Origin of the sequence: Streptomyces sp. Y2F8-2 (assembly GCF_014905555.1) — a bacterium.
Taxonomy (GTDB): domain Bacteria; phylum Actinomycetota; class Actinomycetes; order Streptomycetales; family Streptomycetaceae; genus Streptomyces; species Streptomyces cynarae.
In genome coordinates, this window is sequence record NZ_BNGS01000001.1 from 211,614 (window position 1) to 223,841 (window position 12,228).

11 protein-coding genes are annotated in these 12,228 nt (G+C 68.2%); 2 read left to right on the plus strand and 9 right to left on the minus strand.

Features of this window, described 5'->3' with window-relative positions:
• Window positions 1-14: 14 nt before the first annotated feature.
• The 5 genes from trpD to SY2F82_RS01005 form a co-directional block, all read right to left on the minus strand.
• A complete protein-coding gene (gene trpD / locus SY2F82_RS00985; RefSeq protein ID WP_200416988.1) occupies window positions 15-1,079 on the minus strand; it encodes an anthranilate phosphoribosyltransferase in 1,065 nt (354 codons plus the stop codon).
• A 165-nt stretch (window positions 1,080-1,244) separates the two neighbouring features.
• Window positions 1,245-2,882 carry a cytochrome bc complex cytochrome b subunit gene (locus SY2F82_RS00990; RefSeq protein ID WP_200416989.1) on the minus strand — a complete coding sequence of 546 codons (1,638 nt, stop codon included), beginning with the start codon at window positions 2,880-2,882 and terminating at the stop codon, window positions 1,245-1,247.
• Window positions 2,879-3,937: a ubiquinol-cytochrome c reductase iron-sulfur subunit gene (locus SY2F82_RS00995; protein WP_200416990.1), complete on the minus strand. Its 1,059-nt coding sequence runs from the start codon at window positions 3,935-3,937 to the stop codon at window positions 2,879-2,881. The genes SY2F82_RS00990 and SY2F82_RS00995 overlap by 4 nt, the downstream gene beginning before the upstream one ends.
• Window positions 3,934-4,746: a c-type cytochrome gene (locus SY2F82_RS01000; protein ID WP_200416991.1), complete on the minus strand. Its 813-nt coding sequence runs from the start codon at window positions 4,744-4,746 to the stop codon at window positions 3,934-3,936. Before SY2F82_RS01000 ends, SY2F82_RS00995 begins: the two co-directional genes overlap by 4 nt.
• A 109-nt stretch (window positions 4,747-4,855) precedes the next feature.
• Window positions 4,856-5,476, minus strand: coding sequence for a heme-copper oxidase subunit III (locus SY2F82_RS01005; protein ID WP_103843096.1), 621 nt, complete (start codon window positions 5,474-5,476; stop codon window positions 4,856-4,858).
• A 179-nt stretch (window positions 5,477-5,655) separates the two neighbouring features.
• Between SY2F82_RS01005 and SY2F82_RS01010 the strand changes: the two genes are divergently transcribed.
• On the plus strand, window positions 5,656-6,057 hold the full coding sequence (locus tag SY2F82_RS01010) for a response regulator transcription factor (RefSeq protein WP_200416992.1): 402 nt from the start codon (window positions 5,656-5,658) through the stop codon (window positions 6,055-6,057).
• Window positions 6,058-6,101: 44 nt separating this feature from the next.
• On the opposite strand, the gene SY2F82_RS01015 is transcribed toward SY2F82_RS01010, so the two are convergent.
• From SY2F82_RS01015 to coxB, 4 genes are all read right to left on the minus strand, one after another.
• Window positions 6,102-7,358, minus strand: a complete 1,257-nt coding sequence (locus SY2F82_RS01015; RefSeq protein WP_200416993.1) for an Ig-like domain-containing protein — start codon at window positions 7,356-7,358, stop codon at window positions 6,102-6,104.
• A gap of 131 nt (window positions 7,359-7,489) precedes the next feature.
• Window positions 7,490-7,888 carry a cytochrome c oxidase subunit 4 gene (locus tag SY2F82_RS01020; protein ID WP_200416994.1) on the minus strand — a complete coding sequence of 133 codons (399 nt, stop codon included), beginning with the start codon at window positions 7,886-7,888 and terminating at the stop codon, window positions 7,490-7,492.
• On the minus strand, window positions 7,885-9,618 hold the full coding sequence (gene ctaD, locus SY2F82_RS01025; protein ID WP_200416995.1) for a cytochrome c oxidase subunit I: 1,734 nt from the start codon (window positions 9,616-9,618) through the stop codon (window positions 7,885-7,887). Before ctaD ends, SY2F82_RS01020 begins: the two co-directional genes overlap by 4 nt.
• Entirely contained in the window at window positions 9,615-10,574 is a 960-nt protein-coding gene (gene coxB, locus SY2F82_RS01030) for a cytochrome c oxidase subunit II (protein WP_200416996.1), read from the minus strand. The genes ctaD and coxB overlap by 4 nt, the downstream gene beginning before the upstream one ends.
• Before the next feature lie 270 nt (window positions 10,575-10,844).
• On the opposite strand from coxB, the gene SY2F82_RS01035 reads away from it, so the two are divergent.
• On the plus strand, window positions 10,845-12,221 hold the full coding sequence (locus tag SY2F82_RS01035; RefSeq protein WP_200416997.1) for a cysteine desulfurase/sulfurtransferase TusA family protein: 1,377 nt from the start codon (window positions 10,845-10,847) through the stop codon (window positions 12,219-12,221).
• The last annotated feature ends 7 nt before the right edge of the window (window positions 12,222-12,228 follow it).

Sequence of the window (12,228 nt, forward strand, 5' to 3'; positions counted from 1 at the left end):
GGGCGCGCTCGGCGTCAGGCGTTGCTGGCGGCCACCCACCGCTCCAGGGCACGCTTGGCCGCGCCCGAGTCGATCGACTCGGCGGCCTTGGCCATGCCGGTGCGGATCTGGTCCGCCAGCGGGCCGTCGCCCGGCTCCAGCGCCACCAGGGCCGCAGCCGAGTTCAGCAGCACGGCGTCCCGTACCGGGCCCGTCTCCCCGTCGAGGAGGCGGCGGGCGACCTCGGCGTTGTGGGACGGGTCGCCGCCGCGCAGGGCCTCCACCGGGACCAGTTCGATACCGGCGTCCCGCGGATCGAAGGTCTCCTCGGTGACCTTGCCGTCGCGGACGACCCAGACGTGGGAGGTGGCCGTCGTCGTCAGCTCGTCGAGGCCGTCGTCGCCGCGGAACACCAGGGAGGAGTTGCCGCGCTCGGCGAGCACACCTGCGATCATCGGCGCCAGGCGCGGGTCTGCCACGCCGACCGCCTGGGCCTTCACCTTCGCCGGGTTGGTCAGCGGGCCGAGGGCGTTGAAGACCGTCCGGATACCCAGCTGACCGCGCGCGGCGGCGACGTGGCGCAGCGCGGGGTGGAACTTCACCGCGAAGCAGAAGGTGATGCCCGCCTCCTCCGCGACCTGCGCGACCCGCTGGGGCGTCAGGTCGAGGTTGACGCCCAGCTTCTCCAGGACGTCCGAGGATCCCGACGCCGACGAGGCCGCGCGGTTGCCGTGCTTGACGACCTTGGCCCCCGTGCCGGCCACCACCAGCGCCGACATCGTGGAGATGTTCACCGTCTTCGCGCCGTCGCCGCCCGTGCCGACGATGTCGACCGTGCGGCCCGACACCTCGATCACGTTGGCGTGCTCGTACATCGCCCGGACCACACCGGTGATCTCCTCGACGGTCTCGCCCTTGGCCCGCAGCGCCACCACGAACCCGGCGATCTGCGCGTCCGTCGCCTCGCCGCGCATGATGCGGTCCATCGCCCAGGCCGTGTCGTCCGCGCTCTGGTCGCGGCCCTCGAGGAGCCCGTTCAGCACCTGGGGCCAGGAACGGCCCGCCGCGGTGTCGCCTCCAGCGGGGTGCACAGCGCTCATAAGCCGCTCCTGGGTCGGTGTCCCGGACTACGGGACGCGAGTCTCGAACGAGTCCACCCTATCCAGCCGGGGGCATGGCGAAGGGCCCCGTCCTCCCCCAAGCTCTCGACAAGCTCGAGCAGGGGGGCCGGACGGGGCCCTTTACCGTGGCGTGGCGTGCAGCGATCAGTGGTGGCCGTGGCCGCTCGTGATCTCCTTGTACTCCTCGACCGTGGGCTTGGGGATCTGGTTGTTCTCCCCGTAGTACGCGTTGCTGAGCTTGGCACGCAGCTTCGCGGAGCCCTTGATCTTCCGCTCGACGCCGTTCTCGTCGACCGTCGGGCCGAGCTCGACCGGCTTGTACTGCTCGTGTGCCGTGAGCGTGTGCAGCTGCTCCTGGCTGAGCGGCTCGTGGACCTCGATGAACTCACCGTGCGGCAGCCGCTTGATGATGCCCGACTCGCGGCCGTGCAGCACCTTGTCGCGGTCCCGGCGCTGCAGGCCGAGGCAGATCCGCTTGGTGACGATGAACACGAGCACCGGCACCACGAAGAAGGCGACGCGGACGAACCAGGTGATCGCGTTGATCGACAGGTGGAAGTGGGTGGCCCACAGGTCGTTGCCACCACCGACCAGCAGCACGAAGTACCACGAGATCCAGGCGGCACCGAACGCGGTGCGCGTCGGCGCGTTGCGCGGGCGGTCCAGGATGTGGTGCTCGCGCTTGTCGCCGGTGACCCAGGACTCGATGAACGGGTAGACCGCGATCGCGACCAGGACCAGCGGGAAGATCACCAGCGGGACGAACACGCCCAGGACGAGCGTGTGACCCCAGAAGTTGATCTCCCAGCCCGGCATCGTGCGGATCAGGCCCTCGGAGAAGCCCATGTACCAGTCGGGCTGGGCGCCCGTGGACACCTGGTCCGGACGGTAGGGGCCGATGGCCCAGATCGGGTTGATGGTGGCGATCGCCGCGATGGCCGCGATGACGCCGAAGACCAGGAAGAAGAAGCCTCCGGCCTTGGCCATGTACACCGGCATCAGCGGCATGCCGACGACGTTGGTGTTCGTCTTGCCGGGGCCCGCGAACTGCGTGTGCTTGTGGTAGACGACCAGGATCAGGTGGCCGACCACCAGGCCGAGCATGATGCCCGGCAGCAGCAGGATGTGGATCGAGTAGAAGCGGGCCACGAAGTCGCCGCCCGGGAACTCGCCGCCGAAGAGGAAGAACGACAGGTACGTGCCGACGATCGGCACGGACAGGATCGCGCCCTCCATGAAGCGGACACCGGTGCCGGAGAGCAGGTCGTCCGGGAGCGAGTAACCGGTGAAGCCGGTGAACATGCCGAGGACGAACAGCAGGAAGCCGAACAGCCAGTTGATCTCACGCGGCTTGCGGAACGCGCCGGTGAAGAACACGCGCATCATGTGCACGAACATGCCGGCGAGGAAGATCAGCGCCGCCCAGTGGTGGATCTGCCGGACCAGCAGACCGCCGCGGACGTCGAAGCTGATGTGCAGCGTCGAGTTGAACGCCTCGCTCATCAGCTGGCCCTGCAGCGGCACGTAACTGCCGTGGTACACCACCTCGTTCATCGACGGGTGGAAGAACAGCGTCAGGTAGACACCCGTGAGGATGATGATGAGGAAGCTGTAGAGGCAGACCTCGCCCAACATGAACGACCAGTGGTCGGGGAAGATCTTCCGCATGTTCGACTTGGCCAGGGTGTAGATGCCCAGGCGTCCGTCGGCCCAGTCGGCGACGCGCTCGCCGGCCGGTGCCCGTCCGCGAGACGCGGACCCGTTGCTCGTTGTAGTGCTCATCCGCGCTCCCAGAAGGCAGGACCGACGGGCTCCTCGAAGTCGCCGAGCGCTTCGAGGTAACCGTCCGCGTTGACGCCGATGCGCAGCTGCGGCAGGGCGTGACCGGCCGGGCCGAAGATGACCCGGGCACCGTCGGAGAGGTCGAAGGTGGACTGGTGGCACGGGCAGAGGACGTGGTGCGTCTGCTGCTCGTACAGGGAGATCGGGCAACCGACGTGGGTGCAGATCTTGGAGAACGCCACGATGCCCTCGTGGGACCAGGACAGTTCCTTCTTGTCCTTGATGTTCTCCGGCTGCAGCCGGACGATCATCAGCGCCGCCTTGGCGATCTCCTTCTGGAAGTCCTCGCTGGTCTCCTCCAGGCCCTCGGGCTTGGCGAAGGTGAGCGAACCGACCTGGACGTCCGAGGGACGCAGCGGCTGGTTCGTGTTCATGTTGACGAGGAGCTTGCCCTTGGACCACATGGTGTGGCGCAGCTTCGTCCCGGGCAGCGGGCCGAGGTCACGCAGCAGGAAGAGGCCGGAGAGCGGGAACATGGCCAGCGCGCCGAGCATCGTGGTGCGGATCAGCTTGCGGCGGCCGATCACCGACTCCTTGGCGCCCTGCCGGAAGTCGGTCATGACCTTGGCCTTGACCTCGGGGGACGCCTCGACCGGGTGACGCTCGTCGGCGATCTCCACGTCGGACATCAGGGTGCGGGCCCAGTGGACCGCGCCCGCGCCGATCGTGAACAGCGCCACGCCGAGCGTCAGGCCCAGCGCGAAGTTCATCGCGCTGAGGTGCCCGATCGGGAAGACGTAGATCGACTTGTCGTTCGGGATCCCGACGTACGAGGCGATGAAGCCGATGGTGGCCAGCATCGACACGGTGAACAGCAGGGCGACCGTGCGCTCGGAGCGCTTGGCGGCCCGCTCGTCGATGTCCTGGATGCGGTGCTCGTGGGGCGGCAGCCCCGGGTCGGCGAACGGGTTCTCCTCGTCCGCGACGGCTACCGCGCCGGACTCGGTGTCCTGCTCAGCGGGCAGGTTCTCTTCTGGAATGTCGTGGCTACTCATGACTTCTTGGCCTTTGCGGTCCGAGCGGCGACCCAGACGGCGACGACGATCAGCGCGCCGAGGCCGAAGATCCAGGCGAACAGGCCCTCGGAGACCGGGCCGAGGCCGCCCAGCTTGAGACCGCCGGGGTTCTCGGTCTGGTCACCGTTGACCGCGTTCAGGTACGCGATGATGTCCTTCTTGTTCTGCTGCGACAGCGTGGTGTCCGGGAAGGACGGCATGTTCTGCGGGCCCGTCAGCATGGCCTCGTAGATGTGCTGGGGGGCGACACCCTCGAGGCTCGGGGCGAACTTGCCGTGCGTCAGCGCGCCGCCCTCACCGGTGAAGTTGTGGCACTGCGCGCAGTTCGTACGGAAGAGCTCACCGCCCTTGGCGATGTCGGCGCCTTCCGGGCTGTAGTCGTTCTTCGTCGGGATCGCCGGTCCGGCGCCGAGGGACGAGATGTACGCCGCGAGCTGGTCGATCTGGGTCTGGTTGTAGATCGGCTTCTTCCGCGGCACCTGGGCGCCCTGCGAGGTGGCGGCCGGCATACGACCGGTGCCGACCTGGAAGTCGACGGCCGCGGCACCCACGCCCACCAGGCTCGGACCGTCGGAGCTGCCCTGACCGTTGGTGCCGTGGCAGCTGGCGCAGCCCACCTGGTAGAGCTTCTTGCCCTCGTCGATGGCGAGGGACTGGGCGGTCGTATCGGCCTGCGCCTGGGTCGCGGGCGCGAACGCTGCGTACAGCCCCCCGGTGGCCGCCAGCGCGAGGAGTAGGACGACGACAGCCGCCAGCGGATGGCGTCGTCGTGCGGAGAGCTTTTTCACGGATTACCCCGGTGTCAGGATCTTCTGCGTCGATGCTTCTGGAGGTGGATCGGGTCGTCGGGGGCGATCGGCTCCCCCGGTCGGGGACCGTCCGCCGCGCGGCGGCCGACTACCGGATCATGTAGATCGTGGCGAAGAGGCCGATCCAGACGACATCGACGAAGTGCCAGTAGTAGGACACGACGATGGCGGCGGTCGCCTGCTCATGGGTGAACCTGCGCGCCGCGTAGGTGCGGCCCAGGACCAGCAGGAAGGCGATGAGACCACCCGTCACGTGCAGGCCGTGGAAGCCGGTGGTCAGGTAGAACACCGAGCCGTACGGGTCCGAGGACAGCGAGAGGCCGTCCTTCTTGACCAGCTCGGTGTACTCGAAGATCTGACCGCCGACGAAGATCGCACCCATGATGAAGGTGACGATGAACCAGCCCCGGAGCTTCTTCACATCCCCGCGCTCGGCGGCGAACACGCCGAGCTGGCAGGTCAGGGAGGAGAGCACCAGGATCGTGGTGTTCGTCGCCGAGAACGGGAAGTTGAGATGGCTCGCCATCTCCTTCCAGTGAGCCGGCCCGGTCACCGATCGCAGGGTGAAGTACATCGCGAAGAGGGCCGCGAAGAACATCAGCTCGGAACTCAGCCAGATGATGGTTCCGACGCTGGTGAGGTTCGGCCGGTTGACCGACGGGTGCGCGTGCCCGGTTTCTACTGTCGTTGCTGTCGCCACGACCGACATTATGTCGGTCGCTTATCTCGCCCTCACTCCGGGGGGTGCCGTTCGGAGTGTCCGTACCGTCTGTAGTGCCCGGATGGCGCACCGAAGGGGGGTGCACGCCGGTGTCCACCCGGTGTTGCAGGGGGTAGCATCCGCACCGATGGTCCGTTCCGTACGACGACGACGTCCCGGAGGGAAGCATGCAGCCGACCGCCACGGTGCTGGTCTACAGCGACGACTCCAACACCCGCGCCCAGGTGCGGCTGGCCTCCGGCCGCAGGCCGGCTCCGGACGTTCCCGAGGTGGAGTTCGTGGAGTGCGCCACGCCGGGGGCCGTGCTCAGGGAGCTGGACAAGGGCGGCATCGATGTGTGCGTGCTGGACGGCGAGGCCGTGCCGATGGGGGGCATGGGCGTGTGCCGGCAGATCAAGGACGAGATCTTCAATTGTCCGCCGGTGCTGGTGCTGATCGCTCGGCCTCAGGATGCGTGGCTCGCGACCTGGAGCCGCGCGGATGCGGCTGTGGCGCTGCCGGTCGAGCCTGTCGAGTTCGCCTCTGCTTTGGCCGGGCTGTTGCGGCGTAGGGCCCTTTCGAGCGCCTGAGAGCCGGTTCCCGGCGTTTTGCCTCGTGCCCCTTCCAGGGGCGCTCAGACGCTCTCCGGGCTCAGTCGTGCCGTCATCGCGGGGTTCGAGGTGTCGGGCGTCAGGGCGCTGCCCTTCTGCCACTTCTCCCAGTCCACATTCCAGTCGCCGAAGCCGTTGCCGAACGGTTCCATCTGTTTGCCGCCCGAGTTGACGACCTGGACGATGTCGCCCTGCCGGACCGTGTTGTAGAACCACTGGGCGTACGAGGTGCTCATCCCCGTGCAGCCGTGGCTGACGTTGGCGTACCCCTGGGAGCCCACGGACCAGGGGGCGGCGTGCACGTACTCGCCGCTCCAGGTGACCCGGGCCGCCCAGTAGACGTTCAGGTCGTAGGAGTCGCTGGAGCCCGCCGAGATGCCGATGGTGGTTCCGCGCATCCGTACGACGTAGCTCTTGTTCAGGATCACCTTGACGCCGTTGCGTGTCTCGTAGCCGGGCTTGCCGGTGGTGATGGGGATCTGCTTGATCACCTGACCGTTCTGGTAGACCGTCATCCGGTGTGACGCGGAGTCCGTGACGGCGATGACGCTGTCCCCCGTGGTCAGCTTCACGGGCTTGGTGTCGCCGCCCCAGAGGCGTTCGGCGATCTTCACGCCGGCGAGGTTGCTGTAGGCGGTGACGGTGGCGTGGACGGGCCAGTAGTCCTTGGGGCGGTAGTGCAGCGTCTTGTCGTCCACCCAGTACCAGGAGCCCTCCACGGCGGGCACCGAGTCCACCCTGAGGGCACGCTCGACGATGGCCCGCTGTCCCCTGTCCTTGACGGGCTGGCTGAGGGTGGCCGTGACGGGCTGGCCGACGCCGTAGGTCCCGGAGTCCGGGCCGAAGGTGACGTTCAGGACCTTGCTGGTCTTCGGGGTGCCGGTGTCGATCTCCAGGGTCTTGCGGCCCGGGTTGCCGTCCTCGTCCTCCGTGCTGACCTGCACCGTGTAGTGGGTGCCCGCGGCCAGCGGCGAGGTGCTGTGCCAACGGCCGCCGTCGGCGGAGAGTTCGCCGGCGACGTAGCGTCCTCGGGAGTCGGTGGCGGTGACGTCCGTGATGCGCGCGTCCGAACCCGAGGCGGTGATCTCCAGTGGTTTGTCCGGGTCGACCTGCTTGCCGTCGCCGACCGGTGCGTTGAAGGCGATGTCGTCCGCCGCGTCGTACGGCTTCGCCGCCGGGTCCCCGTCCCCGCCGCAGGCGACGAGACCCGCACCGAGGGCGATCACCAGCAGGGTGCAGCCGACGACCGTGCCGTTCCTCAAGAACGCTGTGTGGCTCATGCCCTCACGCTAGGAACGTCCGTCAAGCATGGCGCGCCGGGCAATCCGTGTGGGGGACGTGAGGCGCGGCAAAAGAGGGAGCCCGGACACTCCAGGCGGTGTGTCCGGGCTCCCGTCGCGCTCGGTGCGTGTTACTGGGTGCGGTTCTCCCCGCGGTAGTACTCGAAGACCCAGCCCCACAGGCCCACCAGGATCAGCGGGGCCGAGAAGTACAGCAGCCACCAGCCGATCGCGATCGCCAGGAAGGCGAACGCTCCACCGACGCCGAGGGCGAGCGGCTGCCAGCTGTGCGGGCTGAAGAAGCCGATCTCACCGGCGTCGTCGGCGACGTCGGCCTCCTTGTCGTCCTGCGCTCCCGCGTCGACCCGCCGGGCCGTGAAGGCCAGGTAGTAGCCGATCATCACGCTCAGGCCGAAGGCCAGGAAGAGCGCGGTGGTGCCGGCCGGCTCCTTCGACCACAGGCCGTAGATGACGGCCATGACGAGGATGAAGACGGACAGCCACAGGAACATCTTGCCCTGGATCTTCACTTGCCGGCCTCCTTGCCACCAGCGACGCCCTTGCTGCCGGCACCCGCGTACTCGAGCTGCTCGAGCGCGGCGATCTCCGGGTGGTGCAGGTCGAAGGCGGGCGATTCGGAGCGGATCCGCGGCAGCGTGAGGAAGTTGTGCCGCGGCGGCGGGCAGGAGGTCGCCCACTCCAGCGAACGGCCGTAGCCCCACGGGTCGTCGACGCCGACCGGCTTGCCGTACTTGGCCGTCTTCCACACGTTGTAGAGGAACGGCAGGATCGACAGGCCGAGCAGGAAGGAGGAGATCGTCGAGATCGTGTTCAGGGCGGTGAAGCCGTCGGCGGCGAGGTAGTCCGCGTAACGACGCGGCATGCCCTCGGCGCCCAGCCAGTGCTGCACCAGGAACGTGCCGTGGAAGCCGATGAACAGCGTCCAGAACGTGATCTTGCCCAGGCGCTCGTCGAGCATCTTGCCGGTGAACTTCGGCCACCAGAAGTGGAAGCCGGAGAACATCGCGAAGACGACGGTGCCGAAGACCACGTAGTGGAAGTGCGCCACCACGAAGTACGAGTCCGAGATGTGGAAGTCCATCGGCGGCGAGGCCAGGATGACACCGGTCAGACCACCGAACGTGAAGGTGATCAGGAAGCCGGTCGCCCAGAGCATCGGCGTCTCGAAGGACAGCGAGCCCTTCCACATCGTTCCGATCCAGTTGAAGAACTTCACGCCGGTGGGGACGGCGATGAGGAACGTCATGAAGGAGAAGAACGGAAGCAGCACGCCACCGGTGACGTACATGTGGTGCGCCCACACCGTCACGGACAGACCGGCGATGGCGATGGTGGCGCCGATGAGGCCCATGTAGCCGAACATCGGCTTACGGCTGAAGACCGGGATGACCTCGGAAATGATTCCGAAGAACGGTAGGGCGATGATGTACACCTCTGGATGGCCGAAGAACCAGAAGAGGTGTTGCCACAGCAGTGCGCCGCCGTTGGCCGCGTCGAAGACGTGGGCGCCGAACTTGCGGTCCGCCTCCAGGGCGAACAGCGCGGCCGCCAGGACCGGGAAGGCCAGCAGCACGAGCACACCGGTCAGCAGCACGTTCCACACGAAGATCGGCATGCGGAACATCGTCATGCCGGGGGCGCGCATGCAGATGATCGTGGTGATGAAGTTGACCGAGCCGAGGATCGTGCCGAAGCCGGAGAAGGCCAGACCCATGATCCACATGTCGGCGCCGACACCCGGCGAGCGGACCGCGTCCGACAGCGGGCTGTAGGCGAACCAGCCGAAGTCGGCCGCACCCTCCGGAGTGAGGAAGCCGCCGACCGCGATGAGCGAGCCGAACAGGTAGAGCCAGTAGGCGAACATGTTCAGCCGCGGGAAGGCCACGTCGGGCGCGCCGATCTGGAGCGGCATGATCCAGTTCGCGAAGCCGGCGAACAGCGGCGTCGCGAACATCAGCAGCATGATCGTGCCGTGCATCGTGAACGCCTGGTTGAACTGCTCGTTCGACATGATCTGCAGGCCCGGACGGGCCAGCTCGGCGCGCATGAGCAGCGCCATCACGCCGCCGATCAGGAAGAACGCGAACGACGTCGTCAGATACAGCGTGCCGATCGTCTTGTGGTCGGTGGTCGTCAGCCACTTGATGACGACGTTACCGGGTCGCCTGCGCCGTACCGGCAGCTCGTTCTCGTACGACTCTGCTGCCGCGGCACCCTGGGGTTCGTTGAGGATGCTCACAGGTTGTTCGTCTCCCGGTTCTTCTCGTGGCTCGTCTGCGCGATGCCGGCGGGAATGTAACCGGTCTGCCCCTTCTTCGCGAGGTCCTTGAGGTGCTGCTCGTACGCTGCGGGCGAGACGACCTTCACGTTGAACAGCATCCGGGAGTGGTCGACGCCGCAGAGCTCGGCGCACTTGCCGCGGAAGGTGCCCTCCGCATTGGGGGTCACCTCGAAGGCGTTGGTGTGGCCCGGGATGACGTCCTGCTTCATCAGGAACGGCAGCACCCAGAAGGAGTGGATGACGTCACGCGAGGTGAGGATGAAGCGGACGGTCTTGCCCTTGGGGAGCCACAGGGTGGGACCGGGGTTGCCCGTCTGCGGGTTCCGCGTGGCGGGCGTGCCGAAGTCGTAGACACCGCCGGCGTTCGCCGGGAAGTCGTTCTTGAACCGGTCCGGAATCGCGACCAGGTTCTTGTCGGTCTTCGCGTCGCCCGTCACCCCGTCCACGGGGGTGATGTAGTTGAAGCCCCAGCTCCACTGGTAGCCGACGACGTTCACGGTGACGTCGGGCTTCTTGGAGAGGCTGAGGAGCTTCGACTCGTCGCGGGCGGTGAAGTAGAAGAGCACCGAGACGATGATGAGCGGGACGACCGTGTACAACGCCTCGATCGGCATGTTGTACCGGGTCTGCTGGGGAACCTCGACCTTGGTGCGGCTGCGACGGTGGAACATCGCGCTCCACAGGATCAAGCCCCACACCAGCACGCCGACGGCGAGCGCGGCCGCCCAGGACCCCTGCCACAGGGAGAGGATCCTCGGAGCCTCTTCCGTGGTCGGGGTGGGCATACCAAGGCGGGGGAAGTCCTTGTATGTGCAACCGGTTGCGGTCGCCAGGACCAGGCCCGCGGTCAGTGCCTGCAGCAGCTTCCGCCGCATCGGGCGCCGCGGCGAGCGGTCGGAGCCGTTGGGACTCACGTAGCGCCTTCCCGAGAGTCTCGCCCGCGCGGTTGGCTGCGGCCTTCTCGCTGGTCGGTCGCCGCCCTGCGTCGGGCAGGGGTTTGGATGTTTATGCGGACCAAACCCTACTCGACGCCATCCGGCGGTTCGCGGGGAGGGTGCCGTACGCGCCGCGGGTTGCGCCGGGGCGCCTAATAGCCCGGAGGTACGGCTTGTGCGGCGAGTGCGGGTGGTTTGTGGTTGATCGCGCAGTTCCCCGCGCCCCTTCAGGGCGTTTAGCGTTGCCCTGTGGGCTACTTCGACGCTGCTTCCGGTGCTCCCCTTCATCCCGTCGCCCGGCAGGCTCTGCTGGCCTCGCTCGATGAGGGGTGGGCCGATCCCGCACGCCTGTACCGCGAGGGGCGGCGGGCGCGGTTGCTGCTGGACGCGGCGCGGGAGGCGGCCGCCGATGCCGTGGGCTGCCGACCGGACGAGTTGGTCTTCACCTCCTCCGGAACGCGGGCGGTGCACGCGGGGATCGAGGGGGCGCTGACGGGCCGCCGCCGGGTCGGACGCCACCTGATCGTGTCAGCGGTCGAACATTCCTCGGTGCTTCATTCGGCGGAGGTGTTCGAGGCGTCGGGCGGGACGGTGACCCGGGTGCCGGTCTCGCGCGCGGGCGCGGTCACCCCCGAGCAGTACGCGGAGGCGTTGCGTCCGGACACCGCGCTGGCCTGCCTGCAGTCGGCCAACCACGAGGTGGGCACGGTGCAGCCGGTGGCCGAGGTGGCCGAGGCGTGCCGGGCGGCCGGGGTGCCGCTGCTGGTGGACGCGGCGCAGTCGCTGGGCTGGGGTCCGGTGGAGGGCGACTGGTCGGTCCTGACGGCCAGTGCGCACAAGTGGGGCGGGCCGTCGGGTGTCGGGCTTCTCGCGGTGCGCAAGGGGGTGCGGTTCGCACCCCAGGGGCCCTCGGACGAGCGGGAGTCGGGGCGGGCGGCCGGGTTCGAGAACATCCCGGCGATCGTGGCGGCCGCGGCCTCGCTGCGGGCGGTACGGGCGGAGGCGGCCGAGGAGACCCGGCGGCTGCGGGAGCTGACGGAGCGGATCCGGGCGCGGGTGCCGGAGCTGGTCCCCGATGTGGAGGTGGTGGGCGATCCGGTGCGCCGGCTGCCCGGGATCGTCACGTTCTCCTGTCTCTACGTCGACGGAGAGACGCTGCTGCACGAGCTGGACCGCGCGGGCTTCTCCGTCTCGTCCGGTTCGTCCTGCACGAGCAGCACGCTGACGCCCAGCCATGTGCTGAAGGCGATGGGGGTGCTGAGCGAGGGCAACGTGCGCGTGTCGCTGCCGCCGGGGACGCCGGCGGAGGACGTCGAACGGTTCCTCGAGGTGCTGCCGGAGGCGGTGGCGGGGGTCCGGGAGAAGCTGGGAGCGCCCTCCCCGCGGACCGCCGGGCCGGAGGACGCCCTGGTCGTCGACGCCCTCGGCAAGCGCTGCCCGATCCCGGTGATCGAGCTGGCCAAGGTCTTCGGGGACGCCCCGGTCGGCGGCACGGTCCGCGTCCTGGCGGACGACGAGGCGGCGCGCCTGGACATCCCGGCGTGGTGCGAGATGCGGGGGCAGGAGTACGTGGGAGAGGAGCCGGCGGAGCGGGGGTCGGCTTACGTGGTCCGCCGGCTCTCCTAGGGCGAGT